Raw genomic sequence first — 19,831 nt, 5'->3', positions numbered from 1 at the left:
TACGGAGTTGAAACAACATGTTGAATTTAATGAAACTTGAATTAAAAAAAATGAAATTAGGCTGGTATTACAGAGGCGCCGTTATTGCAAATCTATGTATTCTCGGATTTATATGCTTGATCGCATCAGAAGAAAAAAAACTCCCGCAGCCGGAGGTGATGACTGATGCGGCATCCACGCTATTTTTGCTTGGAACGTTTGTAAGATCTGTATTTGTTGTTTTCGCCAGTGTGCTGATTGCCAAATTGATTATTAGCGAGTACAAAAATAAAACGATTACCGTCATGTTTACATATCCCATCAGCCGGAAAAAACTGATTGCTGCCAAGCTGCTGATTACAGGCGGACTGACGTTTATCACCATTATGGTGTCTGAAATTGCGCTTTCATTCATCTTTGCGCAAATCAATCAATATTATCAACTTACACCTGCGATGTTATCAGTCCAGACTATCGGGCAAGAGGTCGGCAGTATGGCGATATATGCCGCTTCGGCTGCGTGCTTGAGTTTTATTCCTTTATATTTTGGGATGAGGAAACGCTCTGTTCCGGCTGCTATCATTTCATCGGTTATATTGACGATACTGATCAGCCAGCAAAGCCCCGAGTTATCGCTGGCAACGATTATCTACATTCCGCTTTCTTTAGGTGCGATCGGCATCTTGATAGCGATTTGGTCTGTCCGAAACATAGACCGGGAAGATGCTTTATGATAGAAGGCCGATGCTGTCAGCACCGGCCTTTTGATTATGAATCTGTTCTTGTTTCAAGATAATGCTTTTTGCCAATTTCTTTGCTCATCATATAGAAATGGAAGCAATATTCACCGATGGCCATGGCGATTGCTCCAAATAGAGCCGCCAGCGCAATTTCTCCGCCAGTCATCCCCATAGAAAGCGGCATGCCCATCAGCCAAATCACGAGAAATGCCAAACCGAAATCAGCCAAAGTGGCGATCATATTGTTCCATCGGGGCAATACATAAAGGTCTCCAAGCAAATAAGAAATGACCCCTAACACAACCGTCATCAGCAGCGTATCACCAAACGTGAAACCAAAACCAAGACCCAGCACCAAATACAAAACAATAATCGTCATAATACCTTTAATCGCGAGCGCTTTCACATGTGTCATGATAAGGTTCCTCCTTCTTTTATCTGATTTGTTATGTATGATTCCTCAAATACGGAAAGTTAAACATTACTTTGTGTTCTTTACAAAGCGTTTTCGGCTACGGTTGGAAAAAGGCTGAAGAACTGTTATGAAACAGGGGGGTGAATCTGCATCTGCCATGCCCGTGGAATCCGGGATTTTACCGGAGATTTCCTTGACGGCCAGATGTCCATTTTTCTTCTACAATTACCGATCTTTATGGTTTGTGACAGCACCGGGAGAATAAATTTTAAAACTTCTCCTGTCCCTCCGTCATCACTCTTTGGGTATTGCAATATGATGAAAGGAGAAAAAGGGGAGGTGACGTGATGGCGGTTGTGAGAGCAACAAGCGCTGATGTCAACTTGATGGCACGGCTGCTCAGAGCGGAAGCGGAAGGTGAAGGAAAGCAGGGGATGCTGCTTGTCGGAAATGTTGGGATTAATCGGCTGAGGGCCAATTGCTCTGATTTTAAAGGCCTCCGCACCATCAGGCAGATGATTTTTCAGCCGCATGCGTTTGAAGCGGTGACCCATGGATACTTTTATCAAAGACCGCGGGAAAGCGAGCGGGCCTTGGCACGCCGGACGATAAACGGGGAGAGGTTCTGGCCGGCAAAATTCAGCTTGTGGTATTTCAAGCCGGGAGGAAACTGCCCGCCGACCTGGTATAACCAGCCGTTTGTGGCCAGATTCAAATCACATTGTTTTTATCAGCCGACGGGCGAAACATGTGAAAATGTATATAACACATTTTAAGGAGAGACGCCGTTCACATCTGAACGGTGTTTTTTCTTTAAAAAGTTATACCAATGGTAAATATTTCTGTGAGATAATCGGATAAAAGAACTACAGGAGATGACAAAATGGCGACAATTGACCTGCAAAAGAAGAGCGTAAAAATCGTACTGGAGAAAAAGCAGTTAACCAAGGTGACGGCTCGTGTCGGGCTGGTGCTGGATATTACCGGTTCAATGAGAACGCTGTATAAAAACGGAAAGGTTCAAAAAGTGGTGGAGCGGATTTTGGCTGTGGCTGATCAGTTTGATGATAACGGCCTGCTTGATGTATGGGTTTATGATAATGAATTCTCCCGGTTAAAGCCAGTCAATGAAATCGATTTTTCAGGCTATGTTGATCGCGAAATTTTGAATAATGAACTCTTGCATAAATTCGGGAGAAATGATGAGCCGCCGGTCATAAAAGATGTGTTACATAAATATGTTGTGGAAGAACCGAGTTCATATCCCGCTTTTATCGTTTTTATTAATGATGGAGGGTGTAAAAAATCCATCAAACCTATTATTGAAGCTGCCTCTGATAAACCGGTGTTTTGGCAGTTTGTCGGCATCGGAAACGGCAACTTCGATTTTCTTAATAAACTGGATACGCTAGAAGGGCGTGTTGTTGATAACGCAAACTTCCTGCATATCGAAGACATTGAACGCATCTCTGATGATGAGCTTTATGATGCGTTGCTTACTGAATTTCCATTTTGGCTGCAAGAAGTGAAGGAAAAAGGAATTTTAATAGAACAAGAGCCTGAAGCTGCAAAACCGGAAAAGAAGGGCTTTTTCAGCAGATTGTTTTCTAAATAACAGACAGCTTTTCCGAACACTGAGTGATTTTGCAAAATCGCTCGGTGTTTTTGTTTTTTTAAGATCATGTGAAGAAAAATGGGTAAAAAGGGCGGCTTGCAAACGACAGGATATGCAGAAAACACGCCGTTTTGCCAGCTGTCGGCATGTTTCGGCGAAAGGGCTGTGAATGAAGTCCTGTTTCCCATGTTCAGTGCTTACAATCCCTTCACACTTCTTCACAGCTAATTAACAATGGTTTCCTATAATGAAAGCGATCAATGAGAAGAGAGGGGATCTGGAATGGCAAATGACAGTCGTTTTGACGAATGGGTACAGAAATTGAAAGACGAAAGCTTTCAGAATAATACGTTTGACCGCCGCAAATTTATTCAGGGGGCTGGAAAAATTGCGGGGCTTTCTCTTGGATTAACCATTGCTCAGTCAGTAGGAGCATTTGAAGTAAATGCTGCGCCTAAGTTCTCTAGTTATCCGTTTACGCTCGGCGTCGCTTCAGGAGATCCGCTTTCTGACAGCGTCGTGCTCTGGACGCGTTTGGCGCCAGATCCGCTGAACGGCGGGGGGATGCCGAACCAGGCTGTGCCTGTCAAATGGGAAGTGGCAAAGGATGAGAACTTCCGCAAGATCGTAAGAAAGGGCACAGAAATGGCCAAACCGAGCCTCGCCCATTCTGTCCACGTGGAAGCGGACGGGCTTGAGCCGAACAAAGTGTACTATTACCGATTCAAAACCGGACATGAGCTAAGTCCTGTCGGAAAAACAAAAACACTGCCCGCCCCAGGTGCCAATGTGCCGAAAATGACCTTTGCCTTCGCTTCCTGCCAGCAATATGAGCATGGCTATTATACAGCCTACAAGCATATGGCGAAGGAAAAGCTTGATCTTGTCTTTCATCTCGGTGATTACATATATGAGTACGGGCCGAATGAATATGTATCGAAAACGGGCAATGTCCGCACGCACAACAGCGCAGAAATCATTACGCTGCAGGACTATCGAAACCGCCATGCCCAATACCGTTCAGACGCTAATTTAAAAGCGGCGCATGCGGCGTTTCCTTGGGTTGTCACGTGGGATGACCATGAAGTTGAAAATAACTATGCCAATAAAATCCCGGAAAAAGGGCAGTCGGTTGACGCGTTTGTATTGCGCCGTGCGGCGGCGTATCAGGCTTATTATGAGCATATGCCGCTCCGCATCTCCTCTCTGCCGAATGGCCCGGATATGCAGCTGTACCGCCACTTTACGTATGGAAATCTGGCATCATTTAATGTGCTGGATACACGCCAGTACAGAGATGACCAAGCCAATAACGACGGCAATAAGCCGCCTTCTGATGAATCGCTCAATCCGAATCGGACCTTGTTAGGAAAAGAACAGGAGCAGTGGCTTTTTAACAATTTGAGCAGCTCGACTGCATATTGGAATGTGCTGGCACAGCAAATCTTCTTTGCGAAGTGGAATTTCGGGACAAGCTCAAGCCCGATCTACAGCATGGATTCATGGGACGGTTATCCGGCTCAGCGCGAACGGGTCGTCAATTACATTAACAGCAAAAATTTAAATAATGTTGTTGTGCTGACAGGAGATGTACACGCAAGCTGGGCATCGAATCTGCATGTCGATTTTAATAAAACAAGCTCAAAAATTTTCGGGGCTGAATTTGTCGGCACCTCCATCACATCCGGAGGAAACGGAGCGGATAAGCGGGCGGATACCGATCAAATTTTAAAGGAAAATCCACATATCAAGTTCTTTAACGATTACCGCGGATATGTCCGCTGTACAGTAACGCCTCACCAGTGGAAAGCTGATTATCGGGTAATGCCATTTGTGACAGAGCCGGGAGCAGCCATTTCCACACGGGCTTCATTCGTTTATCAAAAAGACCAAACCGGATTGAGAAAGGTATCCTCGACAATGGTTCAAGGCGGAGTGAAACAATCCAATGAAGTCGAAGAGGATCGTTTCTTTGAGCACAACAAAGCCCATGAAAAACAAATGATCAAAAAACGGGCAAAAATCACGCATTAAGGAGTGAAACATAATGTTTTCAAACATTGGAATACCAGGCTTGATTCTGATCTTTGTCATCGCCCTCATTATTTTTGGCCCTTCAAAGCTTCCGGAAATCGGGCGAGCCGCCGGTCGGACTCTGCTGGAATTCAAAAGCGCCACAAAATCACTTGTGTCTGGTGATGAAAAAGAAGAAAAATCAGCTGAGCTCTCAGCGGTCAAGCAGGACAAAAACGCAGGCTGAGTGCTGATGAGGCAGACGCATGGTCTGCCTCTTTTTCTCATGAAAGGGAGGGCTTTTTTGAATGGATAAAAAAGAAACTCATCTGATCGGACATTTAGAAGAGCTTCGCCGTCGGATCATCTTCACACTTGCGGCTTTTCTTCTGTTTTTAATTACGGCTTTTTTGTTTGTGGAGGACATTTATGATTGGCTGATCAGAGATTTTGACGGAAAATTAGCTGTTCTCGGACCGAGTGAAATTCTCTGGGTATATATGATGCTTGCCGGCATTTGTGCGATTGCCGCTTCCATCCCCGTTGCCGCCTATCAGCTTTGGCGTTTTGTAGCGCCGGCGCTGACAAAAACGGAGCGCAACGTGACACTGATGTACATACCGGGATTATTCGCCCTGTTTCTGGCCGGCATCTCGTTCGGATATTTTGTGTTGTTTCCGATCGTTCTCGGCTTTTTGACACATTTGTCTGCCGGCCATTTTGAAACGATGTTTACCGCTGACCGCTATTTCAGGTTTATGGTGAATTTGAGCCTGCCGTTCGGTTTTCTGTTTGAAATGCCCCTTGTGGTGATGTTTTTGACAAGGTTAGGCATCTTAAATCCATACCGGCTGGCCAAAGCGAGAAAGCTGTCCTATTTTCTGCTGATCGTGGTGTCCATATTGATTACCCCGCCAGACTTTATTTCTGATTTTCTCGTGATGATTCCGCTGCTTGTCCTGTTCGAAGTGAGTGTCACACTATCAGCGTTTGTATACAAAAAGAGACTGACCAGTGAAGCGGCCGCCGCTTAGTGAAGCGCGCCGCCGGGTGACTTCGTATCCTGATCATATTGTGCGGCCGTAACAGCGGCGATCCTCAATGCTTTGACGATCATGTCGAGGCTGAGGCTCGGCGCTGTTTTGTCGATTGTTTGTTCCGGAATGTACGGAATGTGGATAAACCCGCCGTGAATGTGCGGAGACGTACGGTGGATGTGATCCATTAACCCGTAGAACAGATAGTTGCATACAAATGTGCCGGCCGTAAAGGAAACAGCCGCCGGAATGCCGTTTTCCTTCATTTGAGATGTGATGCGTTTAATCGGAAGCCCTGTCCAGTAAGCGGCAGGCCCGCCGGGAGAAATCTCTTCATCAATCGGCTGGTTTCCTTCATTATCCGGGATACGCGCGTCTGCAAGATTGATCGCGACCCGTTCCGGTGTCACCTGCATCCGGCCGCCGGCTTGCCCGACGCAGATCACGATGTCCGGCTGATGTTTATGAATCGCTTGCCGCAAAGTGTCGAGAGCGGTTCTGAACACAGTCGGAATTTGTGCCGAAGCGATGATCACCTGATCCGTTTCAAAGCCATTCAGCCGTTTCACCGCTTCCCACGATGGATTGACAGTTTCCTGATCAAAAGGGTCAAAACCTGTGAAGAGCACTTTTTTTCTCATGGCTACCATCTCCTTTTTTCTATTATTCTATTGTTTATTTCTGGATTTTTCATCAAAATAATAAAAAGGAGTGAATCAGAATGGAACAATTGCCGCAGCAGTACCGACATCTGTTCCCAACCGTGCAGAGCCGCATCATGCTTGCCAGCTGCTCACAGAGCGCGTTGGCAGAGCCGGTGTCAAAGGCGATACAAGATTATCATGACAGCTTGCTGCATAGGGGGACGAACTGGAATGAAGCGATTGAAAAGACAGAGAGTGCCAGAAACGAGTTTGCGAGACTGGTAGGGGCTGAGCCGGATGAGATTGCGATTGTGCCGTCAGTTTCTGATGCGATGATTTCCGTGGCATCATCCTTGTCTGCTGTTAAAAAGAAACATGTTGTATACACGGAGATGGATTTTCCGGCGGTGTCTCATATTTGGCAGGCGCAATCTGATTATAATGTATCTGTGATCCCTTCAATAGACAATGAGCTGCCGCTCGAACAATATGAAAGGTATATCACGGAAGAGACGGTGCTGACCTGTATTCCGCACGTTCATTATCGTGACGGCTGCATTCAGGATATAAATGCCATCGCTGCCATCGCCAAGAGAAAGGGATCGATGGTATTTGTAGATGCATATCAATCTGCCGGGCATATTCCTATTGATGTGAAAGAATGGGGCATAGATATGCTGGCGGCAGGCACCAGAAAGTATATGCTCGGCATACCGGGCATGGCGTTTCTTTATGTGAGAAAAGAGCTGGCGAACGAGCTGAAGCCCAAAGCATCTGCTTGGTTCGGGCGGGAAAACGGGTTTGGGGCGTCGTCTTATGCAGAAGGCGCGAGGCGTTTTCAAACAGGAACCCCTGCTTTTATAAGCGTGTATGCAGCGGCTGCGGCTTTATCGCTGCTGAATCATATCGGAATGTCCCGTATCCGCGATCATATAAAAGCAGTGAGTGCCGATGCGTTTCAATATGCAGCTGAAAAAGGGCTGGAGCTTGCGGGGGCGCCATCGGTACAGCAGCCGGGCATGATTTCCATTCGGGATGAACGGGCATCTGAAACGGCGGCGTTACTAAAGAAGAAAAACGTGATTTGCGCTCCGCGGGACAATGTCATCCGTCTCGCTCCTCACTTTTATAATACGAAGAGCGAACTGCGTTATGCGATTGATGAAATGGCTGCGATTTTATCCGCGCGTTAAAAGCGATCACTTAAAAATAGATGTTCACCTCCTTAGGCGCCGCTCGCGTCTTGCTTGAGTGTGTTGTCCGATATAGGTATAAAAAACCCCCTGACCTCAAGATCAGGGGGTTTTCTTATTGATGATCAACCTTTACTCGCTTCAAAAAGAAAGCGGCAATTAAACCGATAATCGCAACAATCATCGCAAAGACAAATGCATGCTGAACGCCAGCTGTCAATGCTTGCGGAATGACTGCCGGATCGGCTGGATTTTTTACGCTGCTCATGTAGTCATGCTGACCGGCAGCCATGATGCTGACCGCAACCGCTGTCCCGATCGCGCCCGCCATTTGCTGAAGTGTGTTCATAATGGCAGTGCCGTCCGGATAAAACTCACGCGGAAGCTGGTTTAAACCGTTTGTCTGAGCAGGCATCATAATCATGGAGATCCCAATCATCAAGCACGTATGCAGCACGATAATCAGCACTGCTGTTGAAGCTGTCGTGAGATTTGAGAAGAGCCACAGAACAATAGTCACAATCAAAAATCCCGGAATAACAAGCCACTTCGGCCCGTATTTATCAAACAGACGGCCTGTGACAGGTGACATAAATCCGTTTAAAATACCGCCCGGCAAGAGAATAAGTCCTGAGGCAAATGCTGTTAAGACTAAGCCGCCTTGCAGATACATCGGCAGAAGCAGCATGGATGACAGGATGACCATCATGCAAATAAAGACCATAATGACGCCCAAAATAAACATCGGGTATCTGAATGCACGCAGGTTCATCATCGGCTGCTTCATCGTCAGCTGACGGATTGAAAATAGAATAAGGGCGATAACACCGACAATAAGTGAAACGATCACAGTCGGGCTGGACCATCCGCCAGAGCCTTCACCCGCGTTGCTGAATCCAAACACAATGCCGCCGAAGCCGATCGTCGACAGAATAATAGACAGGACATCAATTTTCGGTTTTGTGATGTCAGACACATTTTGCATGTACAGGATACCGAAAATGAGCGCAAGCACAAGGAACGGAAGAGAGATCCAGAAAATCCAGTGCCAGTTAAGGTGCTCAAGAACCAACCCGGAAAATGTAGGGCCGATTGCCGGCGCAAACATAATGACAAGTCCGATTGTTCCCATGGCCGCTCCCCGTTTATGGGGCGGGAAAATCACCAAAATCGTATTAAACATGAGCGGTAATAAGAGTCCTGTTCCAAGTGCCTGAACGATTCTCGCCGCTAATAAAAATGAGAAGCTAGGCGCAAGCGCCGCAATCAAGGTGCCTATGATTGAAAAAATCAGTGACACAGTAAAAAGCTGTCTAGTTGTAAACCACTGCAATAGCAGACCTGAAACAGGAACAAGAATACCGAGCACAAGCAAATAGCCTGTTGTTAACCATTGAACGGTTGCCGCTGTAATGTTCAATTCCTTCATAAGATCGGTTAACGCGATATTCAGCGCTGTTTCACTGAACATACCGATAAAACCGGCCGTCAGCAAAGATATCATAATTGGCATCACTTTATATTGCTGAGATGCTTTAGCTGCTGTTTCCAAATCTATTTCTCCTCTCGTTCATCTGAATGTATTCACTCAGCTTGTAGTAGTATGTCTCTTTTTTTATTTCTTCAACAGAGCGGGAATGCGGCTGGAGATATGAAGAAGCGGTGTGCTGTCTTTTGCCGTTAATGATAAAAGAATGCCGCCTTCAATCATCGCGTTAATGATGATGCTTGATTCCTTGGCATGGCTCTCGCTGTAACCCGACAGCTGCAATTTTTCCTCAAACACAAGGGACCACGCTTTGTAGGCTTCATCACAGGCTTTTCGCAAAGGCTCGCTTTTTAATGATGTCTCTGCCGCGAGCAAGCCGACGGGCAGGCCTTCAATGTCCTCTGTGCATGAGAATTGACAGGAGAGCTCCTTCAAAAAGGCTTGAATGCCTTCTGCGGGATCAGTACTCACGTCCATGCAGTCTGTGATTTTCTGGCGGATGTATTCCTTCATTTCATTCACGGCTTCAATTGCCAGCTGTTCTTTACCCCCGGGAAAGTGGTAGTAAAGAGAGCCTTTAGGTGCACCGCTTTCTTTAATAATCTGGTTCAGTCCCGTGCCGTAATACCCTTGCAGCTGAAAAAGCCGGGTAGCTGCAGAAAGGATTTTCTCACGAGAATCTCCATAGCTCATAACATTCCCACCTTACTGATTGCGATCATAAAATATAGTGACTGGTCTATTATCATGATTCACCCATCGAATGTCAAGATAAAGGAACTCGAATAAGAAAATAAATTGAGCATATAAAAAAGCTGAGAGATAACCTGACGCACATTTTGACTGAATAAATGAAATATTCAATTATTAAAAGGTGTAAAGACGTTACCAAACAAAAGGAGAGAAAACATGAAAACACAACGATTCCTCTTACTGACCCTTTTTACCGCACTATTGCTTGCTTTTACCGGATGCTCACAATCTCCTGAAGCAAAAGAATCCCCAAAAGAAAAAACGCAGACACAAAAAGTTTCTTCAGCTTCTGCTTCCAAAAAAAATGACCTTCCAAATATCAAAATACTGGCGACAGGAGGTACGATTGCCGGAGCCGATAAATCAAAAACCTCTACAACTGAATACAAAGCAGGTGTCGTCGGCGTTGAGTCTCTGATCAAAGCGGTGCCAGAGATGAAGGACATTGCGAATGTCAGCGGCGAGCAAGTGGTTAACGTCGGAAGCACAAACATTGATAACAAAACATTGCTGAAGCTCGGAAAACGAGTCAACAAACTGCTTTCTTCAGAAGATGTTGACGGTATTGTCGTGACCCACGGAACAGATACATTAGAAGAAACGGCTTATTTTCTGAACCTCATTGTAAAAAGCGATAAACCGGTTGTTGTTGCCGGTTCGATGAGGCCGTCCACAGCCATCAGTGCTGACGGCCCGTCCAACTTGTATAACGCAGTTAAAGTGGCAGGCGCACCTGATGCAAAAGGGAAAGGGACGCTCGTCGTTCTCAATGACCGCATTGCTTCAGCACGGTACGTTACAAAAACCAATACAACCGCAACAGACACCTTTAAATCAGAAGAAATGGGATACATCGGAACGATTGCCGATGACATTTATTTTCATAATGAAATGACACGCAAGCATACAAAGGATACGGAGTTCTCGATTTCCGGTCTTGATAAACTGCCGCAAGTAGACATTCTGTACGGCTACCAAAATGACGGAAGCTATCTGTTTGATGCGGCTGTGAAAGCCGGAGCAAAAGGCATAGTCTTCGCAGGATCAGGCAACGGATCGTTATCTGACGCAGCCGAAAAAGGTGCAGTCAGTGCGGTCAAAAAAGGCGTCACAGTGGTTCGCTCAACCCGTACGGGAAATGGTGTCGTCACACCGAACGGCGACTATGTGAAAAACGGCCTTTTGGCTTCAAACTCCTTAAATCCGCAAAAAGCCCGGATATTGTTAATGCTCGCGCTCACCAAAACAGATGATCCTAAAAAAATCCAAGACTATTTTAATGAATATTAAAGAAAAGAAGGCGGAAAAGCCTTCTTTTTGTGCGTTTTCGGGATCATAAACACTGAAATGTTCTCTCAACCTTAAAATTTCTTTAAAAATAAGTCAAATTTACCCTTTACTTAATTAATTTGGCAAAGTATTATAATTTAAGAATTTGTTACAAAAAAAGGAGGAAAATATGAAACTTTTAAGAGGTAAGATCATTGCACTTGTAACAATTGTTGCGCTGTCAGTTACATCCATGTTTGCGATGCAGCCGTCAGCGAAAGCCGCTGAACATAATCCGGTGGTGATGGTTCACGGAATTGGCGGAGCTTCTTTTAACTTTGCCGGTATTAAAACGTATTTGGCATCACAAGGCTGGTCACGGGACAAGCTGTATGCTGTAGATTTTTGGGACAAGACAGGCAATAACCTAAACAACGGCCCAGTATTATCACGTTTTGTGCAAAAGGTATTAGATGAAACCGGTGCGAAAAAAGTGGACATTGTCGCTCACAGCATGGGGGGCGCCAACACGCTTTATTACATAAAAAAACTGGACGGCGGTAATAAAATTGAAAACGTCGTAACGCTTGGCGGCGCGAACCGTCTCGTTTCAAACAAGGCGCTTCCGGGAACGGACCCAAATCAAAAGATTTTATATACGTCCATTTACAGCTCGGCGGACATGATTGTTATGAACTATCTGTCTAATTTAGAAGGGGCAAAAAATGTTCGTATCAACGGTGTCGGACATATCGGCCTTCTGTACAGCAGCCAAGTCAACAGCCTGATTAAAGAAGGGCTGAACGGCGGCGGACAAAATACGAACTAATGAGAAACATAACCTTGAAGAATCCTATTCTTCAAGGTTATTCTGCTTTCAGCACAATTGTTTTCGCAGCCATATCATGAACGGTTTGTTTTTTCTTCGTAAATGCGGCTGTTAAATAGATCAGGCGGGAAAACACATGCACCCACGCTATCAGGTAACGGACAATGGCCTGAGGGAGGGAGATTTTCTCGTGTGTTTCATCTCTCACGATTTGCAGCCCGATGATTTTTTTGCCCAGCGTACCCTTCCAATTTGTCAGCGGCATCAGCAAAGGATACACAAGCAGCATCAATATGGCGACAGCGATGACGCCAGCGGACCCGTCGCCAAACATAAATCCGGATGCTAAAATCACTGCGGCCGCAATGATCACGTCAAGCACAAGAGCGCAGGCACGCAGCATAAAACCAGCTAGTTCCAACATAAACACTTCCTTAAAAATTTTAGATAAACACCTAACGATTGTAAAAAAGAAGGGCCTAAAGTGGGAATAGGTTATAAGTCTTAAATCACAAAAGTTGATGAAAAAGTCATGGGTAAATTTACATAATGAACCAGGCTGTCACATTACCAAATTCTTTTTTAGCCCGAAACCAAGCCCTCAGAAGTTATTTTTGTTAAAATAGAAAAGTTACAACAGAATTCGGAGGGTTTATTGTGGGAAAAGTGAAAAGAAATGCCCCTTGCCCATGCGGCAGCGGTAAGAAATATAAAAAATGCTGCGGAAATAAAGTTGTCGACTTCCCGACAGAATTAGCGGCAAAAGAAGCAAAACAAATTCAGGAAGACTTAGTGGAGTATGCCTTCACAGTACATAGAGAAAGCATTTCAGGTTTTATCAACCAGCATGATTTTCTTTCTACTATGGACAGGCAGACAAAGGACATCAGTGTATTTAATTTAGGAATCTGGGGAATCTTCTTTCACCCGCTCGCTGGTGACAAAACGATCTTTGAAGAGTACCTTCAGAAAAAAGGCGATTCGATCACCCGCCCGAAAACACGTGAGATCGTTGAATCTTGGAAGAGCATGACGCCTGCTTTATTGCTGCTGAAGGATATGAAAGAAGCAGTTATTCATTTTGAAGATGTCATTACGAAAAAACAATTCGACGTGGAAATGGACGTCACAAGTCAAGACCTCCCTCCAGTGGGAAGCTTGATTCTCGGCTATCCGATTCATGAAGCGGAAAAAGCGGAATTCTTCATGCAGTTCACAATCTTCCCAGTGAAGAGAACGGAAGAGCTGATCAGCAAGGTGAAGACATATGCGGATGCTGCAGTGAAAAACGGCAAAACGCCGGAGGACTTCATGAAGCAGGAGTTCAACAACGTACTTTTCGCGCTGTTAGCTGAAAAAGATGAACAGCCGCAGCAAGCGGAGCCTGTTCAAGAAAGCAACGTTGAGTGGGCAAACGACATGGAGAAAGAAACAGCGGCGGCGATCGAAAAAGGCATGAGCGGAGATGAATATCCGAATGAGCTGATTCCGGCAGTCATTGACATTTGGAAATCGTTCTGCGAGAAAAAATCACCTGTCATCAGAAAGCCGGAAGCTTTTGCGGCGGCAGTTGAATATTATGTGAATGCAATCTCACTTAACGGCGCAACCGTTTCCCAAGCCAAACTGGCGAAAAAATACGGCGTAAGCGCATCAACGATTTCAAGCCGCTACAAAGAAATTGAAAGCACGCTTCAAGATGAAGCGGATCGCTTTGCACAATCATTAACATCTTAATGACGAACAAAAAACCTTGAAAAGCCAAGCTTTTCAAGGTTTTTTATTTTTGGAACGGAATTTTGATTTCTAAACGGAAGACAGGGTGGCGATATGTGAAATCAAGCTTGCCAAAAGCTTGGTTCACCAGCTTTTGGATCACATAAGTGCCGATTCCTTCATGAGTGCCGCTTTTCGTCGTATGGCCGAATGACTGATACAGTGTATCGAGCACTTTCGGTTCCATGCCGGGTGTTGTATTTTCACAAATCAGCACATAAAGCCCGCTTCGCAGTGTTGTCTCCAGCTTGATCTCCGCTTTCTCAGGGGCCTCTGCAGCGCTGTCGAGCGCATTTTCTAATATGTTGCCGGCCAGGCTGACCTGATCAGCGGGAGAGAAAGGGAGGGAAGAAAGCGGTGTATGCAAATGCAGTGAAACGTTCACATTCGAAGCGTTTGCTTTTTCCAGAAAGTCATACAGCACCCCTGCGATGTACGCACTCTCTCCTTTCAAAAACCGGTCATATTGACTGTACTGGCCCGCCCAATGTTTTATGTATGTTTGTGTGTCCGGCTCTGACTGCGCCGAGCTGAGCGCTGTGATATGCTTCATTGTATCGTGATTCCGGCTCCTGACATCCATCAGCATTCGATTGGCGTGCTGTTCAGCCTGAGTCAGCCGATCGATTTGTTCAAAAAGCTTTGTCAGCGAGCGGCACAGCCCGATGCGGAGCCATTCACACGTTGCGAATATCACAATCACAAGCAGCAGTGCCAATCCAGAGGAGGCGATCAGCAAAAACGCCGCCGACAGAATGTGAATCACGGCGATACATGAATAGAGCTGAAGCGGACAGCGATCCCGCATAGGCTTCGTTTTCCATATGTATAAAACCGCTGCCGCCGCGCCTAAAGCAGCGGCGAGCCAAGAAACGGCTGTGCTGTGCGATATAATGGCAGCCGACTGATAAAATAGGAAACTGAATAAAAACAAATAAAGACATTGAAACAGAGTTATCACAACCTGCGCTCCTCAAAAATAATAGTTTTGAAAATAATCAAGCTGCTGCTTGGTAATCATCGCTTTTTTAGATGTTCCCTCAAACGAAACCGTAAACGAATGCTTCGTATAAGCGGAAAAATGCTTAATGTAATGAATGTTGATAATAAAGGAGCGGTGCGAACGAAGAAAATCCTTCTCCGGCAGATCGCCTTTAATATCGTTTAATGTTTGATACGTTTGCACTTCTTCAGCTGTTGTCACAATCGTCGTCGACCGTCCTGTGCGTTCGGCGAAAATGATATCCTTCTTTTGCAGCACATGCATTTTAGATTTTTGTTTAATCAAAATCCGCCCGTTTAAGCTCGTTTCCGTTTTCTTTTTGAAATAACGTTCGAAGGAAGAGCTGAGACGATCGGCGTGGTACGGCTTCATAATATAGTCGTGGACGTTCAGATCAAATGCGTGAACCGCATAGCCGCTGTTGCCGGTGACGAAAATCACATCCACATCCAGCGAATGAGATCTGATTAAATCCGCCAGCTCGTAGCCTGACATGTGAGGCATCTCAATATCGGCAAGCAGAAGATCAATGTCCCCGTTCTTCACCCGGCTGTAAGCTTCCTCCGCCGAATCGGTGGCAAAGACAATTTCGACATCCTGCATTCTGGACACGATTGCTTCCAGCTTCTCTAAATCTACTCGATAATCATCGACTAGTCCGACTTTTACCATTATCATTCCCCTAGTTAAATAGAATCACCTTTATTTTATCCCATTTCGCGACATAAAAAGAACTCTTCGCGACAACTTTATCCAACAAATCCAGCTTTTCGTATATAGTCATTACTAGAAATAACAAAAAGGGAGATTGTGACATGATTACACTGACGGATTGCAGCCGCAGGTTTACAGATAAGAAAAAAGTAGTCAAAGCTGTGCGTGATGTAAGCTTAACGATTCAAAAAGGAGAAGTCGTCGGCATTCTCGGAGAAAACGGAGCCGGCAAAACAACGATGCTGAGAATGATCGCGACCCTGCTTGAACCGACACAGGGCACGATCGCAGTAGACGGCTTTGACACGGCCAAGCAGCCGGCGGAGGTCAAGAAACGAATCGGCGTCTTATTCGGGGGAGAAACAGGACTCTATGACCGGATGACTGCAAAAGAAAATTTACAGTACTTTGGCCGGCTGTACGGGCTGAACCGCCACGAAATCAAAGCGAGAATAGAAGATTTATCAAAACGGTTCGGCATGCGTGATTATATGGACCGGAGAGTGGGCGGGTTTTCAAAAGGAATGAGGCAGAAAGTCGCCATTGCCAGGGCGCTGATTCACGATCCGGATATCATTTTATTTGATGAGCCGACGACAGGACTAGATATTACGTCAAGCAATATCTTCCGTGAATTTATTCAGCAGCTGAAAAGAGAACACAAAACCATCCTGTTCTCCAGCCACATTATGGAGGAGGTGCAGGCGCTCTGTGACAGTGTCATTATGATGCACAGCGGAGAGGTCATTTACAGAGGAGCACTTGAAACACTATACGAGAGCGAACGCAGCGACGATTTGAACTACATCTTTATGTCTAAGCTGGTCAGGGGGATTTCATAAATGGTAGGACAGATTTATAAAAAAGAGATGATCGACGCATTACGGGACAGAAAAACAATTTTACTGACGATCTTGGTTCCGATGATTACGATGCTGGGCCTTGTGTTTTTCTACGAAAGCATGCTTTCGGACAAAGGGGAGCAGTACACGATCGCTGTCGGCCAGTCCCTGCCGTCTGAGCTGGAACATAAGCTGAATGCGATTGACGAAATCAGTGTAAAGACATTCGCAAAACCTGAACAGGCGGTCGATGACGGCAAAGCGGATGTGTATCTGAACGTCCCGAAAGAGTTTGATTCTTATATCACCAGTATGACATCTTTTGAGATTGACGTTTACGGCAGCTCGGTCGATCAAGGTTCATCAAATGCTATGCAGCTTGTGCAATCTGCCTTAGAGCAGTACAAAAATGAAATTGTGCAAGAACGTTTAACGAGTAAACATATTGACCACTCGGTGATCCAGCCGTTTTCGGTTCAGCAAAAAGAAGCAGATGAAGAGCAAGGCGTTTCCGCGATCATGCTTTCCGCCATTCTTCCGATGCTGCTTTTAACATCAATCGTTTCCGGTGCCATGCCGATCGCTCTTGATATTATTGCCGGAGAAAAGGACCGGAAATCCATAGAAGCGCTGCTGTTAACCCCGGTCAGCAGAAACAAAGTGTTAGTCGGCAAGTGGCTTGCGGTTTCTACCTTCGGGATAGCCTCTGGCGTATTGTCACTGATCTTTCTGATTCTGTGCACCGTCTTATTTACGGAAAAGTTAAGAACAGCCTTTCAGCTGGGAGATCACTTATGGGTCATTATCGGAGCTTCAGCTTTGATCATCGTGCTTTCTGCAATGCTGATCGCCGCAATGGAGCTTATGATCAGCATCATTTCCGGCACGGTAAAAGAAGCGCAGAGCTATATGTCTCTTGTCGTCTTTCTGCCTATATTCCCGATGTTTTTCATCTTCAATAAGGCGCCGAATCAAATCGATCTATCCTACTTTTTCATCCCATTCCTAAACCTGCACGCCTTATTTAAACAGCTGTTATTCGGGATGATAAGTCCGGCTGCCATTCTATACACGTGCGGAACCATCGTCGTGCTCATCGCCATTTTCTTTTTACTGGCCAGAGCCTGCTTCTTAAAAGACAAATGGGTTCTGCCAAAATAAACTTGCAAAAGGAGAAATACACTTTCTCCTTTTTGTGTATGCTGAAAAAAGAAGGAAAATAGAAAAAGGATATCTAATACAGAAAGTGGAACCTGCGCTATTTTTCATCAAATCATTTCGGAAGGAGAAGGGACAATGGATCAAACACGTGCACTTGGGCAAACGAATTTACAGGTGAAACGGATTGGATTCGGCGCAAATGCGGTCGGCGGGCATAATCTGTTTCCGAATCTGAATGATGAAACTGGCAAGGACTTGGTTCGCACGGCATTGGACGGCGGCGTGAACTTTATCGATACCGCCTTTATATATGGATTGGGGCGATCCGAAGAATTAATCGGTGAGGTCGTTCATGAACGCGGTGTCCGGGATCAGCTCATTATCGCCTCTAAAGGAGCCCATAAAGAAGTAAACGGCCGCATTGAATTAGACAACAGCCGGGACTTTCTTCGCGGCGAGGTGGAAAAGAGCCTGAAGCGGCTGAAGACAGATTACATCGATCTGTATTATGTTCATTTTCCGGATGGCAAGACACCTCTTGCGGAAGTCGCGGGCACGCTGAAGGAACTGAAGGATGAAGGGAAAATCAAAGCGATCGGGGCTTCGAATCTCAATTATCAGCAATTGCAGGAATTTAATGCGGACGGCTATTTGGAGGTCTTTCAGTCAGAATACTCTTTAATTCAGCGTGATGCTGAGAAGGAGCTGCTCCCATACTGTGAAAAACACGGGATTTCCTTTATTCCGTACTTCCCGCTCGCATCCGGGCTGCTGACCGGAAAGTTTACAAAAGATGATGCCTTTGACGACATTCGAAAGGACAAGCCGCAATTCCAGGGAGAAACCTTTATTCAAAACCTGAAAAAAGTGGACAAGCTCAAAGCGGTAGCTGAGGAAAAGAATGCGGAAACGGCTCATGTCGCCTTGGCTTGGCTGTTAACGAGACCGGCTGTAGACGCCATCATTCCAGGTGCTAAGCGCCCGGAACAGCTGAAGGCTAACCTAAAAACCTTAGATGTTGAACTGACGGATGATGAAGCAGAGTTCATCAGCAGGATTTTTAAATAAAAAAGGAAATAGCCCTGGGGCTATTTCCTTTTGATGTTTATTCTTTAATGAATGCTTCAACTAATTCTGCTGCTCTGTAATCGTCCATATCAAGCTGCCACTGGTCGATGTCATTTTTCTTCATTTTCACTTCAACTGTTTTTTCACTTGAAGCCGGGCCAAGCTTTTTGAACTCTTCTGGATAGACTTGAAGCGCGTATTTCACTGCCTCTTCATAGCTAGCACTAGAGTTTTTACTGTAGTAGTCTTTCACTTTGTCTTCGATACGGTCTGAAAGAGAAGATGCATCTACAGGTTTAACTGTGGCTTCAACAATTGCCTCGTCTTTAGAGATTGAAGTTGTTTTTGCTTGAATGGAAGAGTTTTTGCTTAATCCCGCTTTAATACCGTTCACGATATTATCAAGCGCTTTGCTGTCCGCATATGTGCTTGAAAGGCCTGATGCTGAGAGGTAGCCGTCTTTTGCTGACTCGTTAAAGTCGTTCACAATCTCATTTTTGTTAGCGCCGGTGATTTTTTCGAAATCTTTGTTATCTTTACCGAAAAGAAGGACATCTATATATGCCGATAAAGCTTTCGCAGAGTCTTGGAGCTGATCTGCTGTCGCAAGGATTTTTTTGTCTTTTCCATCAATTTTGAATGTAACTGATTTTGGCTTCTTATCACCGTAAGATTCCGGCGTATAATTCAGCTCGTATTTTTCGCCTTTATCTACAACGAAGAAAAGATTTCCTTCAACGGATTTGTCAGTGTTAATCGTGCTGCCCTGCAGCTTTTCGTTATAGTCTTCAGGATCTGTGTCAGACATTTTGGTATCACCCTGATACAAAGTGAAATCCATATTGTCTACATTAAGCGGTTCTTTCCCTGTGTTTTTCACAGCGACATTTACCTTTAACACGAGCTGATCATCTGAAGTTGACTTATCATACTGAGACGGAAGTGTATAAGAGACATCTTTGATCTTAACTTGAGCTATATCTGCGCTTTTTTCTGTTTCTGAATTTTTCTTCTCCGCGCTTGTTTTACTTCCGGAACAAGCAGCTGTAAACAGCATCAGCAGGAGAACAAGGAAAACAGCGTACGTTTTTTTCTGAAACATTCATTTTTCCTCCTCAAATGGTTTTAGGAAAGGGGAGCCTTTTGTCTTTGAGAATTGGATCTTTTTGAATGGATTGACATCATGCAGCCAAAAAAATCGGTTCTTTTCTCACGGTTTTACCCAGATTTCTGGAAACTCCGTCCTTCTTTGCGATTGATGACCTATAAAAAGTTGCAACGGAATTAATTT

Annotated in this window: 22 protein-coding genes and 2 pseudogenes; 14 read left to right on the top strand and 10 right to left on the bottom strand. The window is 45.2% G+C overall.

Annotation, left to right across the window (positions count from 1 at the left end):
* The first annotated feature begins 17 nt into the window (after positions 1-17).
* A complete protein-coding gene (locus CJU60_RS17765; protein ID WP_095714487.1) occupies positions 18-713 on the top strand; it encodes an ABC transporter permease in 696 nt (231 codons plus the stop codon).
* Here the strand turns inward: CJU60_RS17765 and CJU60_RS21960 are convergent.
* Positions 714-776: pseudogene (locus tag CJU60_RS21960) on the bottom strand (hypothetical protein); the annotation flags it as partial. It lies immediately after the preceding gene.
* Positions 748-1,134 (bottom strand): YndM family protein, encoded by a 387-nt coding sequence (locus CJU60_RS17760; protein WP_010332895.1) that lies wholly within the window; start codon positions 1,132-1,134, stop codon positions 748-750. The pseudogene CJU60_RS21960 and the gene CJU60_RS17760, both read right to left, overlap by 29 nt.
* Positions 1,135-1,481: 347 nt before the next feature.
* Here CJU60_RS17760 and CJU60_RS17755 point away from each other — a divergent pair, with 347 nt between their 5' ends.
* The 6 genes from CJU60_RS17755 (at position 1,482) to tatC (ending at position 5,796) form a co-directional block, all read left to right on the top strand.
* The gene (locus CJU60_RS17755; protein ID WP_024120097.1) at positions 1,482-1,910 is read left to right on the top strand and encodes a cell wall hydrolase; all 429 of its coding nucleotides are present in this window, start codon (positions 1,482-1,484) and stop codon (positions 1,908-1,910) included.
* A 107-nt stretch (positions 1,911-2,017) separates the two neighbouring features.
* Entirely contained in the window at positions 2,018-2,749 is a 732-nt protein-coding gene (locus CJU60_RS17750; protein ID WP_095714486.1) for a vWA domain-containing protein, read from the top strand.
* Between the two features lie 78 nt (positions 2,750-2,827).
* Entirely contained in the window at positions 2,828-2,977 is a 150-nt protein-coding gene (locus CJU60_RS17745) for a hypothetical protein (protein ID WP_049809871.1), read from the top strand.
* Between the two features lie 54 nt (positions 2,978-3,031).
* Positions 3,032-4,783 (top strand): alkaline phosphatase PhoD, encoded by a 1,752-nt coding sequence (gene phoD / locus CJU60_RS17740; RefSeq protein WP_024120099.1) that lies wholly within the window; start codon positions 3,032-3,034, stop codon positions 4,781-4,783.
* 13 nt (positions 4,784-4,796) lie between these two features.
* Positions 4,797-5,009: a sec-independent protein translocase protein TatAD gene (gene tatAD, locus CJU60_RS17735; protein WP_010332899.1), complete on the top strand. Its 213-nt coding sequence runs from the start codon at positions 4,797-4,799 to the stop codon at positions 5,007-5,009.
* Positions 5,010-5,070: 61 nt separating this feature from the next.
* Positions 5,071-5,796 (top strand): twin-arginine translocase subunit TatC, encoded by a 726-nt coding sequence (gene tatC / locus CJU60_RS17730; RefSeq protein ID WP_024120100.1) that lies wholly within the window; start codon positions 5,071-5,073, stop codon positions 5,794-5,796.
* Here tatC and pcp read toward each other — a convergent pair.
* Positions 5,793-6,440, bottom strand: coding sequence for a pyroglutamyl-peptidase I (gene pcp, locus CJU60_RS17725; protein WP_044162069.1), 648 nt, complete (start codon positions 6,438-6,440; stop codon positions 5,793-5,795). The genes tatC and pcp overlap by 4 nt on opposite strands.
* An 80-nt stretch (positions 6,441-6,520) precedes the next feature.
* Between pcp and CJU60_RS17720 the strand changes: the two genes are divergently transcribed.
* Positions 6,521-7,636 (top strand): aminotransferase class V-fold PLP-dependent enzyme, encoded by a 1,116-nt coding sequence (locus CJU60_RS17720; protein WP_095714485.1) that lies wholly within the window; start codon positions 6,521-6,523, stop codon positions 7,634-7,636.
* A gap of 115 nt (positions 7,637-7,751) precedes the next feature.
* Here the strand turns inward: CJU60_RS17720 and lmr(B) are convergent, their stop codons facing one another.
* Complete coding sequence (gene lmr(B), locus CJU60_RS17715; RefSeq protein WP_063623076.1) at positions 7,752-9,194, bottom strand: lincomycin efflux MFS transporter Lmr(B); 1,443 nt, start codon at positions 9,192-9,194, stop codon at positions 7,752-7,754.
* 57 nt (positions 9,195-9,251) lie between these two features.
* Positions 9,252-9,818, bottom strand: coding sequence for a transcriptional regulator LmrA (gene lmrA, locus CJU60_RS17710; protein ID WP_024120104.1), 567 nt, complete (start codon positions 9,816-9,818; stop codon positions 9,252-9,254).
* Between the two features lie 216 nt (positions 9,819-10,034).
* Between lmrA and CJU60_RS17705 the strand changes: the two genes are divergently transcribed.
* Complete coding sequence (locus CJU60_RS17705) at positions 10,035-11,168, top strand: type II asparaginase (protein WP_095714484.1); 1,134 nt, start codon at positions 10,035-10,037, stop codon at positions 11,166-11,168.
* A 169-nt stretch (positions 11,169-11,337) separates the two neighbouring features.
* On the top strand, positions 11,338-11,976 hold the full coding sequence (gene estA / locus CJU60_RS17700) for a lipase EstA (RefSeq protein ID WP_095714483.1): 639 nt from the start codon (positions 11,338-11,340) through the stop codon (positions 11,974-11,976).
* Between the two features lie 37 nt (positions 11,977-12,013).
* Here the strand turns inward: estA and CJU60_RS17695 are convergent, their stop codons facing one another.
* The gene (locus CJU60_RS17695) at positions 12,014-12,397 is read right to left on the bottom strand and encodes an RDD family protein (RefSeq protein WP_095714510.1); all 384 of its coding nucleotides are present in this window, start codon (positions 12,395-12,397) and stop codon (positions 12,014-12,016) included.
* Between the two features lie 236 nt (positions 12,398-12,633).
* Here CJU60_RS17695 and CJU60_RS17690 point away from each other — a divergent pair, with 236 nt between their 5' ends.
* A complete protein-coding gene (locus CJU60_RS17690) occupies positions 12,634-13,713 on the top strand; it encodes a helix-turn-helix domain-containing protein (RefSeq protein WP_095714482.1) in 1,080 nt (359 codons plus the stop codon).
* A gap of 43 nt (positions 13,714-13,756) precedes the next feature.
* Here CJU60_RS17690 and natK read toward each other — a convergent pair whose 3' ends face one another.
* Positions 13,757-14,713: a two-component system sensor histidine kinase NatK gene (gene natK / locus CJU60_RS17685; RefSeq protein WP_095714481.1), complete on the bottom strand. Its 957-nt coding sequence runs from the start codon at positions 14,711-14,713 to the stop codon at positions 13,757-13,759.
* 12 nt (positions 14,714-14,725) lie between these two features.
* Entirely contained in the window at positions 14,726-15,427 is a 702-nt protein-coding gene (natR, locus tag CJU60_RS17680; protein WP_024120110.1) for a two-component system response regulator NatR, read from the bottom strand.
* Between the two features lie 143 nt (positions 15,428-15,570).
* Here natR and natA point away from each other — a divergent pair, with 143 nt between their 5' ends.
* The 3 genes from natA to CJU60_RS17665 all read left to right on the top strand — a co-directional run bounded on the left by natA (position 15,571) and on the right by CJU60_RS17665 (position 18,540).
* A complete protein-coding gene (gene natA, locus CJU60_RS17675; RefSeq protein ID WP_059292022.1) occupies positions 15,571-16,311 on the top strand; it encodes a sodium ABC transporter ATP-binding protein NatA in 741 nt (246 codons plus the stop codon).
* Positions 16,312-17,472, top strand: a complete 1,161-nt coding sequence (locus CJU60_RS17670; protein WP_095714480.1) for an ABC transporter permease — start codon at positions 16,312-16,314, stop codon at positions 17,470-17,472.
* A 135-nt stretch (positions 17,473-17,607) separates the two neighbouring features.
* On the top strand, positions 17,608-18,540 hold the full coding sequence (locus CJU60_RS17665) for an aldo/keto reductase (RefSeq protein ID WP_095714479.1): 933 nt from the start codon (positions 17,608-17,610) through the stop codon (positions 18,538-18,540).
* 37 nt (positions 18,541-18,577) lie between these two features.
* Here CJU60_RS17665 and CJU60_RS17660 read toward each other — a convergent pair whose 3' ends face one another.
* On the bottom strand, positions 18,578-19,642 hold the full coding sequence (locus CJU60_RS17660; protein ID WP_024120114.1) for a DUF4352 domain-containing protein: 1,065 nt from the start codon (positions 19,640-19,642) through the stop codon (positions 18,578-18,580).
* Positions 19,643-19,665: 23 nt separating this feature from the next.
* Positions 19,666-19,796: pseudogene (locus CJU60_RS21450) on the bottom strand (hypothetical protein).
* Positions 19,797-19,831: the final 35 nt, after the last annotated feature.

Origin of the sequence: Bacillus sp. 7705b, assembly GCF_002289525.1 — a bacterium.
In the GTDB taxonomy this organism is placed as follows: Bacteria; Bacillota; Bacilli; order Bacillales; family Bacillaceae; genus Bacillus; species Bacillus halotolerans.
The sequence above is the reverse complement of the archived record's forward strand: the minus strand, read 5'-3'. Positions and strand labels throughout refer to the sequence as shown.

Bases quoted from the DNA above. Each gene is read 5' to 3' on its own strand.
- CJU60_RS17765 (WP_095714487.1), top strand. From the start codon at position 18: ATGTTGAATTTAATGAAACTTGAATTAAAAAAAATGAAATTAGGCTGG.
- CJU60_RS17760 (WP_010332895.1), bottom strand. From the start codon at position 1,134: ATGACACATGTGAAAGCGCTCGCGATTAAAGGTATTATGACGATTATT.
- CJU60_RS17755 (WP_024120097.1), top strand. From the start codon at position 1,482: ATGGCGGTTGTGAGAGCAACAAGCGCTGATGTCAACTTGATGGCACGG.
- CJU60_RS17750 (WP_095714486.1), top strand. From the start codon at position 2,018: ATGGCGACAATTGACCTGCAAAAGAAGAGCGTAAAAATCGTACTGGAG.
- CJU60_RS17745 (WP_049809871.1), top strand. From the start codon at position 2,828: ATGGGTAAAAAGGGCGGCTTGCAAACGACAGGATATGCAGAAAACACG.
- phoD (WP_024120099.1), top strand. From the start codon at position 3,032: ATGGCAAATGACAGTCGTTTTGACGAATGGGTACAGAAATTGAAAGAC.
- tatAD (WP_010332899.1), top strand. From the start codon at position 4,797: ATGTTTTCAAACATTGGAATACCAGGCTTGATTCTGATCTTTGTCATC.
- tatC (WP_024120100.1), top strand. From the start codon at position 5,071: ATGGATAAAAAAGAAACTCATCTGATCGGACATTTAGAAGAGCTTCGC.
- pcp (WP_044162069.1), bottom strand. From the start codon at position 6,440: ATGAGAAAAAAAGTGCTCTTCACAGGTTTTGACCCTTTTGATCAGGAA.
- CJU60_RS17720 (WP_095714485.1), top strand. From the start codon at position 6,521: ATGGAACAATTGCCGCAGCAGTACCGACATCTGTTCCCAACCGTGCAG.
- lmrA (WP_024120104.1), bottom strand. From the start codon at position 9,818: ATGAGCTATGGAGATTCTCGTGAGAAAATCCTTTCTGCAGCTACCCGG.
- CJU60_RS17705 (WP_095714484.1), top strand. From the start codon at position 10,035: ATGAAAACACAACGATTCCTCTTACTGACCCTTTTTACCGCACTATTG.
- estA (WP_095714483.1), top strand. From the start codon at position 11,338: ATGAAACTTTTAAGAGGTAAGATCATTGCACTTGTAACAATTGTTGCG.
- natR (WP_024120110.1), bottom strand. From the start codon at position 15,427: ATGGTAAAAGTCGGACTAGTCGATGATTATCGAGTAGATTTAGAGAAG.
- natA (WP_059292022.1), top strand. From the start codon at position 15,571: ATGATTACACTGACGGATTGCAGCCGCAGGTTTACAGATAAGAAAAAA.
- CJU60_RS17670 (WP_095714480.1), top strand. From the start codon at position 16,312: ATGGTAGGACAGATTTATAAAAAAGAGATGATCGACGCATTACGGGAC.
- CJU60_RS17665 (WP_095714479.1), top strand. From the start codon at position 17,608: ATGGATCAAACACGTGCACTTGGGCAAACGAATTTACAGGTGAAACGG.
- CJU60_RS17660 (WP_024120114.1), bottom strand. From the start codon at position 19,642: ATGTTTCAGAAAAAAACGTACGCTGTTTTCCTTGTTCTCCTGCTGATG.